At 61.9% G+C, this 19284-nt stretch carries 16 protein-coding genes; 8 read left to right on the forward strand and 8 right to left on the reverse strand.

Going from position 1 to position 19284, the window contains the following annotated elements; genetic code table 11:
- Positions 1–48: 48 nt before the first annotated feature.
- From pqqF to ABVN20_RS11320, 7 genes are all read left to right on the forward strand, one after another.
- Positions 49–2475 carry a pyrroloquinoline quinone biosynthesis protein PqqF gene (gene pqqF, locus ABVN20_RS11290; protein ID WP_368555680.1) on the forward strand — a complete coding sequence of 809 codons (2427 nt, stop codon included), beginning with the start codon at positions 49–51 and terminating at the stop codon, positions 2473–2475.
- A 154-nt stretch (positions 2476–2629) separates the two neighbouring features.
- The gene (gene pqqA / locus ABVN20_RS11295) at positions 2630–2704 is read left to right on the forward strand and encodes a pyrroloquinoline quinone precursor peptide PqqA (RefSeq protein WP_009045898.1); all 75 of its coding nucleotides are present in this window, start codon (positions 2630–2632) and stop codon (positions 2702–2704) included.
- Positions 2705–2791: 87 nt separating this feature from the next.
- On the forward strand, positions 2792–3703 hold the full coding sequence (pqqB, locus tag ABVN20_RS11300; protein ID WP_368555681.1) for a pyrroloquinoline quinone biosynthesis protein PqqB: 912 nt from the start codon (positions 2792–2794) through the stop codon (positions 3701–3703).
- 126 nt (positions 3704–3829) lie between these two features.
- Positions 3830–4582 carry a pyrroloquinoline-quinone synthase PqqC gene (gene pqqC, locus ABVN20_RS11305; protein WP_368555682.1) on the forward strand — a complete coding sequence of 251 codons (753 nt, stop codon included), beginning with the start codon at positions 3830–3832 and terminating at the stop codon, positions 4580–4582.
- Positions 4579–4854, forward strand: coding sequence for a pyrroloquinoline quinone biosynthesis peptide chaperone PqqD (gene pqqD / locus ABVN20_RS11310; protein ID WP_368555684.1), 276 nt, complete (start codon positions 4579–4581; stop codon positions 4852–4854). The genes pqqC and pqqD overlap by 4 nt, the downstream gene beginning before the upstream one ends.
- Positions 4847–6001: a pyrroloquinoline quinone biosynthesis protein PqqE gene (gene pqqE / locus ABVN20_RS11315; protein WP_368557695.1), complete on the forward strand. Its 1155-nt coding sequence runs from the start codon at positions 4847–4849 to the stop codon at positions 5999–6001. Before pqqD ends, pqqE begins: the two co-directional genes overlap by 8 nt.
- Positions 5967–7793, forward strand: a complete 1827-nt coding sequence (locus ABVN20_RS11320) for a prolyl oligopeptidase family serine peptidase (protein ID WP_368555686.1) — start codon at positions 5967–5969, stop codon at positions 7791–7793. Before pqqE ends, ABVN20_RS11320 begins: the two co-directional genes overlap by 35 nt.
- Before the next feature lie 103 nt (positions 7794–7896).
- On the opposite strand, the gene ABVN20_RS11325 is transcribed toward ABVN20_RS11320, so the two are convergent.
- The 4 genes from ABVN20_RS11325 to ABVN20_RS11340 form a co-directional block, all read right to left on the reverse strand.
- Positions 7897–8055 carry a YqaE/Pmp3 family membrane protein gene (locus tag ABVN20_RS11325; protein WP_065259115.1) on the reverse strand — a complete coding sequence of 53 codons (159 nt, stop codon included), beginning with the start codon at positions 8053–8055 and terminating at the stop codon, positions 7897–7899.
- Positions 8056–8137: 82 nt separating this feature from the next.
- The gene (locus ABVN20_RS11330; RefSeq protein ID WP_368555687.1) at positions 8138–8458 is read right to left on the reverse strand and encodes a helix-turn-helix domain-containing protein; all 321 of its coding nucleotides are present in this window, start codon (positions 8456–8458) and stop codon (positions 8138–8140) included.
- A complete protein-coding gene (locus tag ABVN20_RS11335; protein ID WP_368555689.1) occupies positions 8436–8807 on the reverse strand; it encodes a type II toxin-antitoxin system RelE/ParE family toxin in 372 nt (123 codons plus the stop codon). Before ABVN20_RS11335 ends, ABVN20_RS11330 begins: the two co-directional genes overlap by 23 nt.
- 253 nt (positions 8808–9060) lie before the next feature.
- Positions 9061–10344, reverse strand: coding sequence for an aspartate aminotransferase family protein (locus tag ABVN20_RS11340; protein ID WP_368555690.1), 1284 nt, complete (start codon positions 10342–10344; stop codon positions 9061–9063).
- Positions 10345–10513: 169 nt separating this feature from the next.
- Between ABVN20_RS11340 and ABVN20_RS11345 the strand changes: the two genes are divergently transcribed.
- Positions 10514–11434, forward strand: coding sequence for a LysR family transcriptional regulator (locus ABVN20_RS11345; protein ID WP_368555691.1), 921 nt, complete (start codon positions 10514–10516; stop codon positions 11432–11434).
- A 228-nt stretch (positions 11435–11662) separates the two neighbouring features.
- Here ABVN20_RS11345 and ABVN20_RS11350 read toward each other — a convergent pair whose 3' ends face one another.
- From ABVN20_RS11350 to ABVN20_RS11365, 4 genes are all read right to left on the reverse strand, one after another.
- Positions 11663–13441: an acyl-CoA dehydrogenase C-terminal domain-containing protein gene (locus tag ABVN20_RS11350; RefSeq protein ID WP_368555692.1), complete on the reverse strand. Its 1779-nt coding sequence runs from the start codon at positions 13439–13441 to the stop codon at positions 11663–11665.
- 205 nt (positions 13442–13646) lie between these two features.
- A complete protein-coding gene (locus tag ABVN20_RS11355) occupies positions 13647–15443 on the reverse strand; it encodes an acyl-CoA dehydrogenase C-terminal domain-containing protein (protein ID WP_368555693.1) in 1797 nt (598 codons plus the stop codon).
- Positions 15444–15533: 90 nt separating this feature from the next.
- Entirely contained in the window at positions 15534–16823 is a 1290-nt protein-coding gene (locus ABVN20_RS11360; protein ID WP_368555694.1) for a GGDEF domain-containing protein, read from the reverse strand.
- Positions 16824–16975: 152 nt separating this feature from the next.
- On the reverse strand, positions 16976–19090 hold the full coding sequence (locus ABVN20_RS11365; RefSeq protein ID WP_368555695.1) for a cytochrome-c peroxidase: 2115 nt from the start codon (positions 19088–19090) through the stop codon (positions 16976–16978).
- Positions 19091–19284 lie beyond the last annotated feature (194 nt).

Raw genomic sequence — 19284 nt, forward strand, 5'->3', positions numbered from 1 at the left:
TCCCTCGTTATCCGCTAGCATGGGCGCTTCTCTGTTCTGGAAGTGCTCATGTCTGCGCTCAATCCCCCTCGCCCACACACCGAAACCCTGGCCAACGGCCTGCGGGTGACGTTGCGCCATGCCCCGGATTTGAAGCGCTGCGCGGCAGCATTAAGGGTCGCTGCAGGCAGTCACGATGTACCGCTGGCGTGGCCGGGCCTGGCGCACTTCCTCGAGCACCTGCTGTTCCTTGGCACCGAGCGGTTTGCGGCAGATCAGGGGTTGATGGCCTACGTGCAAGGCCACGGTGGCCAGGTCAATGCGAAGACCTGCGAACGCACGACCGACTTCTTTTTCGAACTGCCACCCAAGGACTTCAGCGCCGGGCTCGAGCGTCTGTCAGACATGCTCGCTCACCCGCGCATGAGTCCACAGGACCAGCAACGTGAGCGGGAAGTGCTGCATGCCGAATTCGTCGCCTGGTCGCAGGATGTGACGGCGCAGCAGCAACAAGCGCTGTTCGACGGCCTGTCGCCCTCTCATCCATTGCGCGGATTCCATGCCGGCAACCGTGACAGCCTGCCGTTGGAGCAAGCGGATTTTCAGCAGGCATTGAAGGATTTCCACCAGCGTTTTTACCAGACCGGACAGATGACTTTGAGTCTGGTCGGGCCACAAAGCCTCGAAGAGCTGAGGCAACTGGCGCTGGATTTCGGTGCGGTGATTGCCCCAGGAGAAAAAGTCGTACAGGCGACACCGCGAGCGCTGATGCCATCGTCTGACCGCACTTATCACCAGGCGAATGAGCAACGGCTCGACCTGCTGTTCACCTTTGAATCGTTGCCGGCTGCGTCGAGTGAGGCCCTGGCATTTCTGTGCCATTGGCTGAATGTGGCCAAACCCGGGGGGCTGCTGGCGCAGTTGCGTGCCCGTGATCTGGCCGAGCATATGAAAGCGCGGATTCTGTACCACTATGCCGATCAGGCGGTGTTACACATCGAATTCACCACGACAGCCGCGGCCGACGAGATTCGCCACAACGTGCTCGACTGGCTGGGGTTCTTTGCCGCGCAGGGGGATTGGCAGCCTTTGCGCGAGCAATACGCCGCCCTGCTTCAACGCCAGCAACAGATCAGCGGCGCGCTGCAATTGGCCCGGCTCGACAGCGAGCAACTTGCAGCCGGGTTGTCCGAGCACGGGGTCACCGCGCTCGACTTTGTCCTGGAAAAAATCGGCGCTGTGGATAACTTCAGCGGTGACTGGCAGTTGCCCGCGCCCAATCCCTTTTTGCGCGTTGCAGCGCCTCCCCAGAATGCCGGCCTGATCCGCGGACAGACCAGCAAACACCGAGGCTTGCGAACCTTTGCCCAGGACCGTTCGCGCAGTCGCCGGGAAAATTCCCCAATGCAGTTCAGCCAGGTCCTGCCGGACAACACGGCACAGGGTGCGATCTACCTGCGCTGGCGTTTGGAGGCCTGCCCCCACGCAAGCCTGCAACAGCAGATGGACATGCGTCTGCAACCGCTGTGTGAAGAAGCGCGCGAGGCCGGCGTTGCAGTGTCGTTCAACGCCTCGGGCAACGAATGGCTGCTGAAGCTGACCGGCCTACAGGAGCCGATGCCGATCGTCCTCGAACAGGTGCTGAAAGCGCTGACCGCGGCGGATGATGACTCCTTGCAGATGGAGTCCGAACGCCCCGTGCTCATCCCGATCAAGCAACTGCTCAAGGCACTGCCCGACCAGTGCCTCATGCCATCAGCCGTCTCGACCGACGCGTCATCCCTGTGGACAACAGCACGCTGGGATGGCCTCGCGATGGGACTGTCTACGCAAACGCAGCCGGCACTGGGGCTGGCCTTGAGCCGCGTGCCCGGCATTGCCGACAACCAGACATCGTCGCTCTGCTCGATCAACTCGCAGCGGCTGTGGACAACGTTCGACACCGCGTCCAGCGAACACGCGTTATTACTGTTCTGCCCAACGGCCACGCGGGAGATCTGCGACGAGGCAGCCTGGCGCCTGTTGGCATCGGTGTGTCAGACACCGTTCTACCAGCGCCTGCGCGTGGAGCTGCAATTGGGATATGCGGTGTTCAGCGCCCTGCGCCAGATCCATGGGCACACCGGCATCCTGTTCGGCGTCCAGTCTCCGGGGACGCCGGCCTTGAAGCTGCTGGAGCATATCGAGCACTTCCTCAGCGAACTACCCGCGCTGGTCGAGGCAATCGACGAGGCCGCATTCATCACGCAACGCCAGGCGCTGGCCGATCAATTCGACTTGGCCGCCCTACCGCTGGAACAGGCTGCCGAGCTGCTCTGGCAAGGTAAACAGGCAGGCCACTCGTCGGATTATCTGACGCAGTTAGCCGTGTCGATCATGGCCACCGAGAAGGCAGACCTGATCGCCGCCGCCCATCGCCTGAGGGACGCCGAAGGCGGTTGGCGCTGCCTGGTCACCGGCCGCGACGCGCAAGCACCATGGCCAGAGACGAAATGATCATTACCGCTGGCGCAATTAGCTTTTTCCAAGAATGCCGGCCACTCATTTGTAAATTTGAGTAACATAGCCACCTAACTATCTGAACATCTCCGGCCGGAGGTGGACTATATGTATAGATATCAACCGTCCCATCACCAGAAGGAGCGTGCCCATGTCCTGGTCCAAACCTGCTTACACCGACCTGCGTATCGGCTTTGAAGTCACCATGTACTTCGCCAGCCGCTAAGGTCTGCCGTTGTAGAGTCAAAGCGATGTGCAACGCCTCGGTTTACCGGGGCGTTTTTATTTTCAGCGTTGAAATGACGGAGCACCCATGTTTGTCCAGATCCTAGGTTCCGCTGCCGGCGGTGGATTTCCCCAGTGGAACTGCAACTGCGTGAACTGCGCAGGTTTTCGCGACGGCAGCCTCAATGCCAAGGCGCGTACCCAGTCATCCATCGCGATTTCCGATGACGGTATCAACTGGGTGCTGTGCAACGCCTCGCCGGACATCCGTGCCCAGCTCCAGAGCTTTGCCCCGATGCAACCGGGCCGTGCCCTGCGCGACACCGGCATCAGCGCCATCGTGCTGATGGACAGCCAGATCGACCACACCACCGGCCTGCTCAGCCTGCGCGAGGGTTGCCCGCATCAGGTCTGGTGCACCGACATGGTCCATGAGGACCTGAGCAGCGGCTTCCCGCTGTTCACCATGCTGACCCACTGGAACGGCGGTCTGAACTGGAACCGCATCGAACTCGACCGCAGCTTCAGCATCCCGGCCTGCCCGAACCTGCGCTTCACCCCGCTGCCATTGCGCAGCGCCGCGCCGCCGTACTCACCGCATCGCTTCGATCCGCACCCGGGCGACAACATCGGCCTGATCGTCGAGGACCTGAACACCGGCGGCAAGCTGTTCTACGCTCCGGGCCTGGGCAAGGTCGACGCGCCGTTGCTGGAGATCATGGCCGCCAGCGATTGCCTGCTGGTGGACGGTACGCTGTGGGACGATGACGAAATGCAGCGCCGCGGCGTCGGTACCCGAACTGGCCGGGAGATGGGCCACCTGGCCCAGAACGGCCCCGGCGGCATGCTCGAGGTGCTGGAGCAGTTGCCCCGGCAGCGCAAGGTACTTATCCACATCAACAACACCAACCCGATTCTCGATGAAGACTCGCCGGAGCGCGCAGAGCTGGTTCGGCGTAATGTCGAAGTGGCGTATGACGGGATGAGTATTGTTTTGTAAGAAGCCAAGACCGCTTCGCGGCCAATCGCGAGCAGGCTCGCTCCCACAGGTTTTTCGGTGTTGCAAACACTGTGGGAGCGAGCCTGCTCGCGATGAGGCCCTAACAGAGACCGTTGGAGCTCCAGAATGACCGACACCCCGCTGACCCCCACCGAATTCGAAGCCGCCCTGCGGGCCAAAGGCGCCTACTACCACATCCATCACCCTTACCACGTGGCGATGTATGAAGGCCGGGCGACTCGCGAACAGATCCAGGGCTGGGTGGCCAACCGCTTTTACTATCAGGTGAACATCCCCCTGAAGGACGCGGCGATCCTCGCCAATTGCCCGGACCGCGAAATCCGCCGCGAGTGGATTCAGCGCCTGCTCGACCACGACGGCGCCCCCGGCGAAGACGGCGGGATCGAAGCCTGGCTGCGCCTGGGCCAGGCCGTCGGCCTCGACCCGGAGCAACTGCGCTCCCAGGAACTGGTTTTGCCGGGTGTGCGTTTTGCCGTGGATGCGTACGTCAACTTCGCCCGCCGCGCCAGTTGGCAGGAAGCCGCCAGCAGCTCGCTGACCGAACTGTTCGCGCCGCAGATCCACCAGTCGCGCCTGGACAGCTGGCCGCAGCACTACCCGTGGATCGACCCGGCCGGTTACGAATACTTCCGCACTCGCCTGGGCCAGGCGCGGCGTGATGTCGAACATGGCCTGGCGATCACCCTGCAGCACTACACGACACGGGAAGGTCAGGAGCGCATGCTGGAAATTCTCCAGTTCAAACTGGACATTCTTTGGAGCATGCTCGATGCCATGAGCATGGCCTACGAACTGAAACGCCCGCCGTATCACAGCGTGACCGAACAACGGGTCTGGCATAAAGGAATCAACCTATGAGTTTCGACCGCAGCAAAACCCCGACCTGGCGCCCTGGCTACCGCTTCCAGTACGAACCGGCGCAGAAAGGCCACGTGCTGCTGTACCCCGAAGGTATGATCAAGCTCAATGACAGCGCCGCGCTGATCGGCGGCCTGATCGACGGCCAGCGTGACGTCGCGGCGATCATTGCCGAACTGGGCAAGCAGTTCCCCGACGTACCGGAGCTCGGTGACGACATCGAGCAATTCATGGAGGTTGCCCGTGCTCAACACTGGATCGAACTTGCCTGACGCCACGTCATACAAGTTACCGCCCAAGCCGGAAGTCGGCCTGCCGCTGTGGCTGCTGGCCGAGCTGACCTATCGCTGCCCGCTGCAATGCCCCTATTGCTCCAACCCGCTGGATTTCGCCGAGCAGGGCAAGGAGCTGAGCACCGAGCAGTGGATCAAGGTGTTCCGCGAAGCGCGGGAGATGGGCGCGGCACAACTGGGGTTTTCCGGCGGTGAGCCGCTGGTGCGCCAGGACCTCGCGCAGTTGATCGGCGAGGCACGCCAACTGGGTTTCTACACCAACCTGATCACCTCCGGCATCGGCCTGACCGAGCAGAAAATCAGCGACTTCAAGCAAGCGGGCCTGGACCACATCCAGATCAGCTTCCAGGCCAGCGACGAGCAGGTGAACAACCTGCTGGCGGGCTCGAAAAAGGCCTTCGCGCAGAAACTGGAAATGGCCCGGGCGGTGAAGGCCCACGGCTACCCGATGGTGCTGAACTTCGTCACCCACCGGCACAACATCGACAAGATCGACCGCATCATCGAGCTGTGCATTGCCCTCGAAGCGGACTTCGTCGAGCTTGCCACCTGCCAGTTCTACGGCTGGGCCCAGCTCAATCGGGTCGGCCTGCTGCCGACCAAGGAACAACTGGTGCGCGCCGAGCGCATCACCAATGAGTACCGCGCCAGGCTGGAGGCCGAAGGGCATCCCTGCAAGCTGATCTTCGTCACCCCGGATTACTACGAAGAACGCCCGAAAGCCTGCATGAATGGCTGGGGCAGTATTTTCCTGACCGTGACGCCGGACGGCACCGCCCTGCCCTGTCACGGCGCCCGCCAGATGCCGGTGCAGTTTCCCAACGTGCGCGATCACAGCATGCAGCACATCTGGTACGACTCGTTCGGCTTCAATCGCTTTCGCGGCTACGACTGGATGCCCGAGCCATGCCGCTCCTGCGACGAAAAAGAGAAGGACTTCGGCGGCTGCCGCTGCCAGGCGTTCATGCTCACCGGTGACGCCAGCAACGCCGACCCGGTGTGCAGCAAGTCGCACCATCACGGCATGATCCTCGAGGCCCGCGAAGAAGCCGAGCACGCCACCCAGACCATCGAACAACTGGCCTTTCGCAATGAACGAAACTCACGACTCATCGCCAAAAGCTGAACCCCTGAGCGCCGCCAACGCGGTGGCGGCCGGGGTCGACTTCGCCGAGCTGCAGGTCGGCGAGCATGGCTTGTTCTGGAACGAATACCGCCCCCAGGACGCCGCCTGCCGCCTTTGGCATTGGCGTGACGGCCAGGCCCATTGCCTGACGCCTGCCGGTTTCAGCGTACGTAGTCGAGTGTACGAATATGGCGGCGGAGCGTTTTGTCTGACGGACGACGGAGTCGTTTTCGTCAATGAAGCGGACCAGCAGTTGTATCGCCAATCGCTCAAGGGCGAAACGCCGGTGGTGCTGACGTCCGGCGAATGCCGCTATGGCGATTTGAAGTTTGCCGATGGCCGGGTGCTGGCGGTGGAGGAGCAGCGTGATCGTCATCGCCTGGTGGCCATCGACGTGGCCGACGGCACACGTCAGCTGTTGGTCGAAGGTGCCGACTTCTATGCGGCGCCGACGCCAAGTCCAGACTCGCAAAGGTTGGCCTGGATCGAATGGAGCCGCCCGGACCAGCCCTGGACCGCCACGCGCCTGATGGTGGCCGAGCGGGCCGCGGATGGCCGTTTCGGGAAGGTGCGCTGTGTGGCTGGCGATGACATTGAGGAGTCGCTGCAACAACCACGATTCGATGCGCACGGCCGGCTGTGCTGCCTGACGGATCGCGCGGGCTACTGGCAGCCCTGGGTCGAATCTGCCGAAGGTTTGAGCCCATTGCCCAGCGCGGCCGCGGACCACGGCCCTGCCCCCTGGCAACTGGGCGGCTGCACTTGGCTGCCGGTCGAAGAAGACAGCTACCTGGCCAGTTGGACCGAAGACGGTTTTGGCCACTTGGCCCTTTGTGCGAGGACCGTTGAAGCGCTCGCCAGCCACTACAGCCGTTTCCGCCATCTGGCCATGGATGAGCGATTCATCTACTGCATTGCAGCCTCTCCCGTCAATCCATCCGCCGTCATCGCCATCGAGCGCAGCACCGGGCACACCCGCGTGCTGGCCGGCGGTGTGGCGCCGCTGCCCGCCGAACGGATCAGCCTGCCGCAAACCCTGCGTTACCCCAGCGGTTCAGGCGAGGCTCATGGGTTCTTTTATCCTTCGATGTCCGGCGAAGCAAAACCGCCCTTGGTGGTGTTCATCCACGGCGGCCCGACATCGGCGTGCTACCCGATGCTCGACCCGCGCATCCAGTACTGGACTCAACGCGGCTTCGCCGTGGCCGACCTCAACTACCGTGGCAGCAGCGGCTACGGCCGGGCTTATCGCCAGGCGTTGAATCTGAGTTGGGGTGAAGTGGATGTGGAAGATGCCTGCGCGGTGGTCACTCATCTGGCCGAACGTGACCTGATAGATGGCGACAAGGCGTTCATCCGCGGCGGCAGCGCCGGTGGCTACACCACGTTGTGCGCGCTGGCGTTCCACAAGGTATTCCGCGCTGGCGCCAGCCTCTATGGCGTCAGCGATCCGATTGCCCTGGGCCGGGTGACCCACAAGTTCGAGGGCGATTATCTGGACTGGCTGATCGGCGATCCCGTGAACGACGCCGAGCGCTACGCCGCCCGCACGCCCCTGCTGCACGCCGGCAACATCCGCGTGCCGATGATCTTCTTCCAGGGTGAACTCGACGCCGTTGTGGTGCCGCAACAGACCCGCGACATGGTCGAGGCACTGCAGGCCAACGGCATTCTGGTGGAGGCGCATTACTATGCCGATGAACGCCATGGTTTTCGCAAGGCCGGAAACCAGGCGCATGCGTTGGAGCAGGAGTGGTTGTTTTACAGGCGGGTGATGAAATCATCCACTTGAGATAGCGTCGTTCCCATCGCTGGCAAGCCAGCTCCTACAGGCTACGCAATCCCCTGTAGGAGCTGGCTTGCCAGCGATAACGGCCTATCGGTCGCCGCAAATCTCAGCGCTTGGCGATGATGTACACCGCATGCACGATCCCCGGGATGTAACCGCACAGCGTCAGCAGAATATTCAACCAGAACGCCCCGCCAAAGCCGACCTGCAGAAACACACCCAGGGGCGGCAGAATGATCGCGATGATGATACGAATGAAATCCATGGGGCAGCTCCTGATTTGAAGGGGGCTCAAAAGCCCTACAGCTAATCGACCTGTGCCGTTCGTCAGGGTTCACTTCGCGCCTTCAGGCCAGTATTTCCAGCCCGTGCTTCTGCACGATGCTCAGCAATTTGAGCGCCATGCCGCTGGGGTGTTTGGCGCCGGCTTCCCATTGCTTCACGGTCGATGCACTGGTGTTCAGGTAACGTGCGAACACCGGTTGGCTGACATTGTTGCGCTCGCGCAGCGCCTTGATCTGCTCCGCGGGGATCGCGTCTGGAACGGTAGCAAGGCAGGACTCATCGAACCCGCGCATGGTCGCCTTGCTGATTGCGCCGATGGCGTACAGGGCGCTGGCGGATTCGTGTATTGACTCAAATACTTCACTTTTGAATTTTTTGCTCATGGGCTATCTCCACAAACTCCTTTGCATCCAGTAAATGCTGGACATCATTCTCGGTCATTGCGCTGTAAGCCTTGGCCAGGACACGCAAATCACTTAACTCTTCAGCGCTGATGTTGCTCCGATCCTTCTTGGCAAACAGCACTTGATAGATCCAGTAACTCCCACCTTTGGCCACAACGATCGAGCGATGCCGATTGGCATTCAGGCGCTTCTTCCAGACTCCGCCGCCGAGGCTTTCAGCCTGGCCCTTGAGCATTTCGGCAAAAGCATCACGAAGCTCGTCATCACCAATCCATGCCTTGCCGGCTTGAACGGCAAAACGCTTGGTCTTGAACAACCTGGGTCTCATCGGCATCCCTTCCTGAAAAACATACCACCCAGTGGTATGGAAATCAAAACCTGCTCAACGACACTGTCGCTGCGCGGGCATCGGCACTCCTTGCCGACGCGCACTAAAAAACCACCGATCACGCTATCGCTCAAGCGCTGATCGGTGTCTGGAAAAACATCGAGACAAAAAAACGCCCCACGCCAAAAGAATCAAACGTGGGGCGACGCGTTATACCGCGAGACGGTTCGGTAATTCGTGCAGGACGTTGCTGTCAGACGGCAATTCCATTGCGGCATTGCAGTTGTGCCGTGCGCACGCGGGAAAAGGCGCGGGCCAGGCGCAGGAGCATTTCGTCGATGTTGGCGTTGCTCACGGTCAGCGCCGGGGTGAAGCGCAGGCAGTCGGGTTGCGGGGCGTCGAGCAGCAGGCCTTCGGAGAGGGCTGCCTTGACCACGGCGCCTGCCGAGTCGTCGGACAGGCTCAGGCCCCACAGCAGGCCTTGGCCGCGCAGTTCGCCATGACCGTAACGATGGGCCAGGCGCATCAGCCCCTCACGCAGGTGCTGGCCGGTTTGCTCCACATGCTTGAGAAACCCCCGTTCCTGCACGCTGCTCAGCACAGTCAGGCCGGCCGCTGTCATCAGCGCGTTGCCATGATGGGTGCCGGTCAGTTCACCCACGTCAAAACAGCAGGCCTTGCCCCGTGCCAGCAATGCCGCCAATGGCACGCCGCCGCCCAGCCCTTTGCCGAGCACGACGATGTCTGCCCGCACCCCATAGGTTTGTTCGGCGAGCAAGGTACCGAGGCGGCCCACACCGGTTTGCACTTCGTCCAGGATCAACAGGATGCCCAGTTCACGGCACAGGCGCTCGACGCCCTTGAGGTAGTGCTCGGTGGCCGCAATCACCCCGGCTTCGTTCTGGATCGGTTCGAGCATGATCGCCACGGTCCGGGCATCGACGGCGGCATGCAGCGCCGCCAGGTCATTGAACGGTACGTGACTGAAGCCCGGCAGTTGCGGTTCGAAGCGGTTGGCCAGATTGGAACTGTCCGACGCCGGAATCGTCCCCAGGCTACGACCATGGCAGCCGTTGTTGGCCACGATGATCCGCGAAGCGCCACCGCGATGCAGCTGGCCCCACTTGCGCGCCAGTTTGATCGCCGCTTCACAGGCCTCGCTGCCGGTGTTGAGCAGGTACGCCTGGTCGCTGCCGGTGCTGGTGCACAGGCGTTCGGCGAGGTTGAGCATGCCGCGGTTATGCAGGCCGAACCCTGGATTGATCAGCGATTGCGCCTGGGCGGTGATGGCGTTGACCAGCGCCGTAGGGCTGTGCCCGAGGCTGTTGGCGCCGCCGCCCTGGGAAAAGTCCAGGTAGGCGCGGTCCTCGCTATCCCATAGCCAGGAGCCCTGGCCACGCACGAAGATCTGCCGGGGCCGCTCGACGCTGGGCATCAGGCATTCACTGGACGAAGCGTCACCCGGGGCCGACATGAAGTCCTGCGCGTGCAGGTCGTCGAGGCTGGGCGTGCTGCGCCGTAGGCTGAACAGATTCATGCGAAAAAACCTCGTTTGAGGTTTTTTGTCTTGCCTATGCAAACACCCTTTCGGTGAATGGTACTCATCGCGCTTTCTGGCCCTGTAAGCCTAGTGAATGCGGTTAGACTAGGCTGATGAAGGGCCGTGGGCCATTTCGATTTCCCAGTATTTTCGATAAGCAGAACTTATGGATTTCAAGCAACTGCGTTATTTCGTCGCGGTCTACGAAGAGGGGCATGTCGGGCGGGCGGCCGAACGCCTGTCGATCTCCCAGCCGGCCCTGTCGCAGCAGATCCGCCAGCTTGAACAAAACCTCGATGTCAGCCTGTTCGAACGCAGCAGCAAGCGCCTGCTGCCCACCCTGGCTGCGCACACGCTGTACAACCATGCCCTGCCGCTGCTCGACGGCTTGCAGCGAGCCCGGGAAGCACTGGGCAACTTCAAGGGCCAGGCGCTGCGAACCCTGGCCATCGGCGTGTTGCAAACGGTGCACACCAGCCTGGTACCGCAGATGCTCGAACGGGTACGCAAGGCGCAGCCCCATCTGGTGGTGCAGATCTATGAGCTGTCAGGGCTGGAGATCGAGCGAAGGCTGCTCAACGGCTCGCTGGACATTGGCATCAGCTACCTGCCACCGCGCCAACCGGGATTGCATGGCGTGATGCTGTACGAAGATGAGCTGACCCTCGTCATCCCGGCGGATCATCCGTTGCGCGAATTCAAGAAGGTTTCCATGGGCCAGGCCGCCGAGTTGCCGATGTTGCTGCTGGGCGAGGAGTTTCAGGTGCGGCAGATCTGGCAGACGCAACTGGCCAGCCTCGGCCGACGTCCGCAAGTCCAGGCGGAGCTGAATAACATGGCGGGGATCCTCGACAGCCTGCCCCATACCCGATTGGCCACCGTGCTTCCGGGCCGCTCGCAAAAAGCGCTGGGCAGCCATGAGCTGCTGTGGAAACCGCTGACCGAGCCGCGAGTACCGTTGAAGGTAGGTTTGGTGTGTCGTGACGTGCAACGTCAACAGGCGTCGATGACGCTGCTGCGAACCTTGCTGGAAGAAGTGATGAGCAGTACCGATGAACGTTCGAGCACCCTGGACGGGCTGAGCTGAGTATTTTTCTGCGGGAATAAGAAAACCCCGCCGAAGCGGGGCTTTGCAGACTGTTTCCCTGACATCCATTTCACTCCGCCGTCCTGGCAGAATCCTACGTGTCCGTGTTGTTACTTTGCGCTTTCCTGCGCGACGTCCATGTGAAGTAGATTAGCCGTGGATCCAATCGGCATCTATGGGAGAAGTGCAGCACGTCGTGTAAGAGAATGCTTACACGACGCCTTGGGGTCAGAACTGTGCGGCGTCCAGCAGGAACAGCGACTCGCTACCCGCCTTCACCGACGCGCTGAGCGAATGAATCCGCGGCAGCAGGCGCGCGAAATAGAATCGCGCCGTGCCCACTTTGCTGGCGTAGAAGTCGTCCTGCGCCTCCTTGCCCAACGCCGCCTTGGCCATCAATGCCCACATGTAAGCGTAGGCCACATAACCGAAGGCTTGCAGGTACTCGACCGAAGCTGCGCCGATTTCGTTCGGGTTGTTCTTCGCGCGATCCAGCAGCCACGCAGTCAATTCATCGAGTGTGGTCAGCGCGTCATTCAATGGCTTGGTGAACTCGCCCAGGTCGGCGCTGGCCGTCGCGGTGAAATGACGAATCTCGTCGGCGAACAGCTTGTAGAACACGCCGCCACTGCCCACGACCTTGCGCCCGACCAGGTCCAGCGCCTGGATACCGTTGGTGCCTTCGTAGATCTGGGTGATTCGCACATCGCGCACCAGTTGCTCCTGGCCCCATTCACGGATGTAACCGTGGCCGCCGAACACCTGCTGGCCGTGGACGGTGGTTTCCAGGCCCAGGTCGGTGAGGAAGGCCTTGGCGACCGGGGTCAACAATGCCACCAAATCTTCCGCACGCTTGCGGGTGGCGGCGTCTTCGCTGAACTTGGCGGTATCGAGCTGCATGGCGACGTAGGTGGAAAACGCCCGACCGCCCTCGTTCGCAGCCTTCATGGTCAGCAGCATGCGACGTACATCCGGGTGGACGATGATCGGGTCAGCCACTTTGTCCTTGTTCTGTGCACCGGTCGGCGAACGGCTTTGCAGGCGGTCGCGGGCGTACTCAACGGCGTTCTGGTAGGAACGTTCACCCGTTGCCAGACCCTGGATACCTACGCCCAGACGCTCGTAGTTCATCATGGTGAACATTGCCGCCAGGCCCTTGTTCGGCTCGCCGACCAGGTAACCCACCGCTTCGTCGAAGTTCATCACGCAGGTGGCGGACGCCTGGATGCCCATCTTGTGTTCGATCGAACCGCAGTTCGCCGGGTTGCGCGCGCCCAGGCTGCCATCGGCATTGACCAGGACCTTCGGCACCAGGAACAGCGAGATGCCTTTCGGCCCGGCCGGTGCGTCCGGCAGTTTCGCCAGCACCAGGTGGATGATGTTCTCGGTCAGGTCGTGTTCGCCGCCGGTGATGAAGATCTTGGTGCCGCTGACTTTGTAGGAACCGTCCGCCTGTGGCTCGGCCTTGGTGCGGATAATCCCCAGGTCCGTGCCGGCGTGCGGCTCGGTCAGGCACATGGAACCGGCCCAGATGCCGGCGTACATGTTCGGCAGGTAGGCGGCCTTCAGCTCTTCGCTGGCGTGGGCGTTGATCGACAGGCAGGCGCCGGCCGTCAGCATCGGGTACAGGCCGAATGCCAGGCTCGCCGAGTTGACCATTTCCTCGACCTGCGCCGAAACGGCCTTGGGCATACCCATGCCGCCGTAGGCCGGATCACCGCCGACACCGACCCAACCGCCTTCGGCATACGTCTGGTAAGCCTGTGGGAAACCTGCCGGCGTGGTGACGGCACCTTCCGCCCAATGACAACCTTCTTCGTCCCCTGCACGGCTCAGAGGCGCGATGCTTTTGCTGGTGACCTTGCCGGCTTCTTCAAGAATGGCTTCAACGGTTTCTGCATCGACGCTGTCAGCCAGTGCAGGCAGTTCGGCCCAGAGTTTGGCGACCTCGAAAACTTCATTGAGGACGAAGCGCATATCGCGCAGGGGCGCTTTGTAGTCAGCCATGGCAAACCTCGCAAGATCTTTTACAGGTAATTCGTAGGAAGTGTGTCTCGTTGGGCCCGAGTGTAACCCAACAACTTTTGCGACACATAGGGTCAACTCGTGACCCTTTTGTAATTTTTAGTCATTGCATTTTCATGACCGGTAAAACGCGCTCGCGAACCAGCCGGATCAGCGGCTGGCTCGCGACGCATTCAAGACCTGAAGATCAGAGTGCGAATGACTCCGCCGACAGCGACATCAGGCAATCGCTGCCCGCTTCGATAGCGGCGCGATGAGCGGCCGTGCGCGGCAGCAAGCGCTTGAAGTAGAACTCGCAGGTGGCCAGCTTGCTGCGACAGAACTCGGCATCGGCCTCGCCCGACTCCAGTCGGGCTTGCGCCACCAGCGCCATGCGCAACCACAGATAGGCCAGGACGATGTAACCGCTGTACATCAGGTAGTCCACGGAGGCGGCACCGACTTCATCCGGGTTCTTCATCGCCGCCATGCCGATCCGCGTGGTCACTTCGCCCCACTGCTGGTTCAGCTCGTTGAGTTGCGTCACGTAGCTGCCCAGCTGCGCATGCCCGGCGTTCGCCGCGCAGAACTTGTGGACGATTTTGGTGAAGCCACGCAACAGCTTGCCCTGGCTGCCGAGCACTTTGCGCCCCAGCAGGTCCAGCGCCTGGATGCCGTTGGTGCCCTCGTAGATCGGCGCGATCCGGCAGTCACGCACCAACTGCTCCATGCCCCACTCACGGATGAACCCGTGACCGCCAAACACCTGCATGCCATGGTTGGTCACTTCCAGCCCGGTGTCGGTCATGAAGGCCTTGCAGATCGGCGTCAGGAAGGCCAGCAGGTCCTCGGCGTCCTGGCGCGCGCTTTCATCGCTGCTCAGATGCGCGACATCCAGCAGTTGCGCGGTGAAATAGGTCAGCGCGCGGTTGCCTTCGTTGAAGGCTTTCATGGTCAGCAACATGCGTCGCACATCGGGATGGACGATGATCGGGTCGGCAGCTTTTTCCGGCGCCTTGGGGCCGGTCAGCGCACGCATCTGCAAGCGGTCGTTGGCGTACTTGATCGCCCCCTGGAAGCTCGCTTCGCCCAGGCAAAGGCCCTGCATGCCGGTGCCGAGACGCGCATGGTTCATCATGGTGAACATGCAGTTCAGGCCCTTGTTCGGCTCGCCGATGAGGAAGCCCTTGGCGCCATCGAAGTTGAGCACGCAGGTGGCCGAGGCCTTGATGCCCATCTTGTGTTCGATCGAACCGCAGGACACGCCATTGCGTTCACCGGCCTCGCCCTGGGCATCGGGCAGGAACTTGGGCACGATGAACAGCGAAATGCCCTTGGTGCCCGCCGGTGCATCCGGCAGTTTCGCCAACACCAGGTGAATGATGTTGTCGCTCATGTCGTGCTCGCCGGCCGAGATGAAGATCTTGCTGCCGGAGATCGCATAGCTGCCGTCCGCCGCAGGCACGGCGCGGGTCTTGATGATGCCAAGGTCAGTGCCGCAGTGGGCTTCGGTCAGGCACATGGTGCCGGTCCACTGGCCGGCGGTCAGCTTGCTCAGATAGGTGTCTTTCTGCGCCTGGGTGCCGTGGGCGTGAATGGCCGACATCGCCCCGTGGGTCAGGCCGGGGTACATGCCCCAGGAGGTGTTGCTGGAGCCGACCATCTCGCTGATGACCAGCCCGAGGGAACTCGGCAAACCCTGGCCGCCGTAGGCAGGATCGGCCGCCAAGCCATGCCAGCCACCTTCGACGTACTGGGCGAACGCCTGCTTGAAGCCGGCCGGCGTGGTCACCACACCATTGTCGAAATGGCAGCCTTCCTCGTCGCCGCTGCGATTGAGCGGGGCGAGCACGTTTTCGCAGAATTTCGCGCCTTCTTCGAGGATCGCACTGACCATGTCCGGGCTGGCTTCAGTGGCGCCCAGGGCCGCGTAGTTACCGTGAAATTCGAAGACGTGGTCGATCAGGAACCGCATGTCACGCAGGGGGGCCTTGTACTCGGGCATGGTCATTTCTCCGGTAGCAGATCCCCCCAACCTACTGCCGCCAACCGCCCCCCACAATCACAGTCCAGACGATGAATGCGCCATCATCACTCAACCCGCAGCCGCTTCCGTGCGCACCGCGCCACGGCGATTCTGCCCATAGGCCATCACGCAGTTACGCCCGGCACCCTTGGCGGCATAGAGCGCTTCGTCGGCGGACTTGAGCACTTTTTCCGGGTTGCGCTGGTCCACCCGTTCGGCCACGCCGATGCTGACCGTGACCGATACCGTGGAAGCCGAAGAACCGGAGCGGCGCTGGCGCCCTTGCTGGTCGTCCTGAGGTCGGCTGTCCTGGTTGCGCAGGTGAATGCTGTAGGTCTCGATCGACTCGCGGATGACTTCCAGATGCGGCAGACATTCCTCGAGCGTCTTGCCGGCAAACACCAGGGCAAATTCCTCACCGCCGTAGCGATAGGCCCTGCCGCCACCGCCGATTTTCGACAGCTTGCTGGCCACCAGCCGCAGCACCTGGTCGCCGACATCGTGACCATGGGTGTCGTTGAATTTCTTGAAGTGGTCGACGTCGCTCATCGCCAACACGTAGTTGCGCCCCAGGCGCTGCATGCGCTCGTTCAACGCACGACGCCCCGGCAGGCCGGTGAGCTCATCACGGAACGCCATTTGATAGGCTTCATGGGCGACCGCGGCGGCGATCATCAGCATCACCTGGCTGCACATGATGTTGAGGGTGAACGGCAGGATGAAGGTTTTCGGCAAGGCCCAGAACAGGCCGAGCAGGCCCACCAGTTGCGCGGCGTGCAGCGGACGCGGGTTGCGCCAGTACTGCCAGCCCAGCAGCAGGAAAACCACCAGGAACACCGGGTAGGACAACTGGATCAGACTCATCCAGGCCCCGTGCAGGGCTGGCCAGCGGATTTCCGACAGCCACATCAGCAGCGGCTGTGGGTAACTTTGCTCCAGGCCCAACGCTACGCTGCCGACCGCCAGCAGCACGGCGAACCGCGCGACCATGTCCTGGAACAGGTGGGTGCGCTCCTGCCACGCGGCGAACAAACCGAACATCAAGGGCAGCAGCAGGCAGCACAAGTGAAAAATCACTGCGGCGTCGTCACGCACCCGGCCATTGTCGCGGTAGTAGTCGGTCTGGGTGTCGAGCAGGAAGTAGGCGATGTACACCGTGACCATCAGAAACAGTTCACGCTGACGTCGGTAAACCGCGCAATAAGCACCGCCGAGCAACAGCACCAACGTCGGCAGCACGTTGAACAGTGAGGTGAAGAAGACGTTCAGGTCCTTGACGTACGCTGCCGCCAGTCCCGAGAGCAACAGCAGCAGTGACGGCAAAAAATGACTGAAACGTACAGCGGAAGAACGCGGCAAGGGTAAAGCTCCGACCCGTCAGATCAATAGATGGCAATGTGCCCACATACTTTAACGGCAGAAACCCTGACTTTCTGAGTCAATTACTCAGGTTTTTTTAATGCGGCTGTGTAACGGGATGCAACCTGCACCCCGTTACGTGCTTCCAGCCATCAAAGATCGTTATAGAACGGCTGCAACGGCCCCTCCGCAGCACTCCGTCCCTCGGCACCGACAGGCTTGAGCGTAATCAGCGCATCGGTGGCCTGGCGGGTCGTGATCTTCGGGCTGACCGGTTTCGGTGTCACCGCGTTTTCATCGCCCACGTGCCCCTGGGGAATGGCCAGCGACGGGTGATCGAACGGCGCTTGTTCCCATGACACACGCGGGTCGGTCAGGCCCACTTCCATGAATTTGACCAAGGCATCGATCTCGTCGCTGCTCAGATTCAGCGCAGTCATGTCCGGGTCGAGGTTCGAGGTGTTGTGCTGGTTGACGCTGGCGTGATCGAAGCCGCTGGTGTTGTTGGCGTCCGAACCACGCCGGTCGCCGCCACGGTTGTAGAACTCCATGACTTGCCTGAGCGTCGAGCGACTGCCGTTGTGGAAATACGGACCGGTCAGGGCGATGTTGCGCAGCGTCGGCGTCTTGAAGGCACCGTCGACCGCGTCGCGAAACCCCACCGTGGGCTTGAGCGTCGCATCGCAGGGTAGCGCCGCACTCAACGGCGCTTCGAAGGTGCACACGTCAACATCCAGCGGGTCAGGCACCTTGGCACCCTGGATCTGGGTGTTGTACTCGCGGGTGAAGGCCAGGGGGTTGCCCCAGGCGTCGGTGCCGCCCAGTGCCAGGTCTTCCGAGGTTGGGCGTACCCCGGTGTTGTAGAAGCCGTTGTCGTACAGCGTGGTCAGGTTGTCCGCCATGACCATCCGCTCGATACGCTCGCGCGGGTGGAACAACAGGCGACTGCCGGCATTGGTCAGCTCCGCGCCACCATGGCAACTGACGCACTTGCCCTTGCCGAGGAACAGGTTCATGCCTTCGACCTGCTGCGCGTTCATCGCTTGATGATCGCCTTGCAGATAGGCGTCGAGCGGTGCCTGGTCGGAAATCAGCGTCGATTCGTACATCTGAATCGCCAGCCCGAAGAACAACGGGAAGTTCGCCTCCATCTGCGTGTAGGACGCACCGCCCAGCGACACCGGTTGCGTGGCGTTCCACAGCCGCGGCTGGAAGGCCGCCTTGATCAGTTCGCGGTAGGTCGGCCGGCGTGCGCCGGACACCGGGCCCAGCACCGAGTCGGTCGAGGAAATCCGCTGTTGCTTGAGCATCAGCGTATCGAGCATACGCCGACCGATATCAGCGAAGGTGCGCCCGCCGCAGGACATCTCCACGGCGCTGCCGGGTGGGCCGACGGCTTGCGAAGCGGCAGACGCATCGTTGAGCGCCAGGCGCACTTTGCTGGCCACGCCGCTGCGGTCGCTGGTGACGAAAATCCCGGCATCGGGGTCGCGATTGCCGAAGGGCGAGAAGCCGTTGAACACGTTGTTGGCCCGCCCATCCCAGAAGTTGCGCACATTGAACGCCGCGTTGATCACCGACGGCGCATTACGCCCGGTCGCGCGGCGGACGTTGATGCCGCCGACCTGGAAAATACCGTCCGGCTGCTGCGTGCACTTGTCGAAACGCGGTTGATTGGGCTTGACGAAGTTGGCGTCGAACACGCCTTGCGAGCCGATCACGTCATCGCTGGAATAGGCGATGGCCGAATCGCGGTCCAGCGGGTTGACCAACACATGGGTGGGAAAATCGGTCTTTTTCAGCGTGTAGTTCGGCCCGCCCTTGCCGCCGGACAGGGTCGCGTAGGACGCCACGTCACCGGGGATGTCGGAAGCGGTGAACGGCTTGTGAAAGATCGAGGCCACGTTGGCGTTGGTGTTGGCCTGGCCAGGGTTGATCTGGTTGGTGATCCGGTGATCGACCCCGGCATGGAAGTGACAGGACGCGCAGGCGGTGGCGCTGTCGCTGCCGACCTCCATGTCCCAGAACAGCGCCTTGCCCAACAGGATCGCTGCGCTGCGGCTGAGTACGTAGTCGGTCATCAGGTCGACCTTGCGTCCTCCCTCGGTACCCGACGGGTCGGGTGGCACCATGCCGCGCAACGACTGCAGGCTGGGGACTTCCGGCACGGGCGGATCCACCTCGGCGGCGTTGGCTGCCAGGACACTGTGGGCGGACAGCGCGATGGGTAACCAGAAGGTCAAACGAACGAGTCGACTGATGTTCATGAGCTTCACCCTGACTGTTGTTATTAAGTGGCCGGGCGTGAGGCTTCTGCGAGCTATTGGTCGAGCACCGGTTGATCGGTGCGGTGCAATTAATTTGCCACCCCATTTGGAAATATTTTGAATCAATTAACCCAAGGGTCTCAGGTAACCCGGCGCCGGAAGCGTTGGGGCAAGGCACCCGACTTCGGGGGAAA

The sequence above is a fragment of the Pseudomonas sp. MYb118 genome (assembly GCF_040947875.1).
Taxonomy (GTDB): Bacteria; Pseudomonadota; Gammaproteobacteria; order Pseudomonadales; family Pseudomonadaceae; genus Aquipseudomonas.

Coding starts and splice junctions, on each gene's coding strand:
- ABVN20_RS11355 (WP_368555693.1), bottom strand. CDS start 15,443: ATGCCCGAGTACAAGGCCCCCCTGCGTGACATGCGGTTCCTGATCGAC.
- pqqC (WP_368555682.1), top strand. CDS start 3,830: ATGACCGACACCCCGCTGACCCCCACCGAATTCGAAGCCGCCCTGCGG.
- ABVN20_RS11330 (WP_368555687.1), bottom strand. CDS start 8,458: ATGAGCAAAAAATTCAAAAGTGAAGTATTTGAGTCAATACACGAATCC.
- pqqB (WP_368555681.1), top strand. CDS start 2,792: ATGTTTGTCCAGATCCTAGGTTCCGCTGCCGGCGGTGGATTTCCCCAG.
- ABVN20_RS11345 (WP_368555691.1), top strand. CDS start 10,514: ATGGATTTCAAGCAACTGCGTTATTTCGTCGCGGTCTACGAAGAGGGG.
- ABVN20_RS11320 (WP_368555686.1), top strand. CDS start 5,967: ATGAACGAAACTCACGACTCATCGCCAAAAGCTGAACCCCTGAGCGCC.
- ABVN20_RS11365 (WP_368555695.1), bottom strand. CDS start 19,090: ATGAACATCAGTCGACTCGTTCGTTTGACCTTCTGGTTACCCATCGCG.
- ABVN20_RS11325 (WP_065259115.1), bottom strand. CDS start 8,055: ATGGATTTCATTCGTATCATCATCGCGATCATTCTGCCGCCCCTGGGT.
- ABVN20_RS11335 (WP_368555689.1), bottom strand. CDS start 8,807: ATGAGACCCAGGTTGTTCAAGACCAAGCGTTTTGCCGTTCAAGCCGGC.
- ABVN20_RS11350 (WP_368555692.1), bottom strand. CDS start 13,441: ATGGCTGACTACAAAGCGCCCCTGCGCGATATGCGCTTCGTCCTCAAT.
- pqqD (WP_368555684.1), top strand. CDS start 4,579: ATGAGTTTCGACCGCAGCAAAACCCCGACCTGGCGCCCTGGCTACCGC.
- ABVN20_RS11340 (WP_368555690.1), bottom strand. CDS start 10,344: ATGAATCTGTTCAGCCTACGGCGCAGCACGCCCAGCCTCGACGACCTG.
- pqqF (WP_368555680.1), top strand. CDS start 49: ATGTCTGCGCTCAATCCCCCTCGCCCACACACCGAAACCCTGGCCAAC.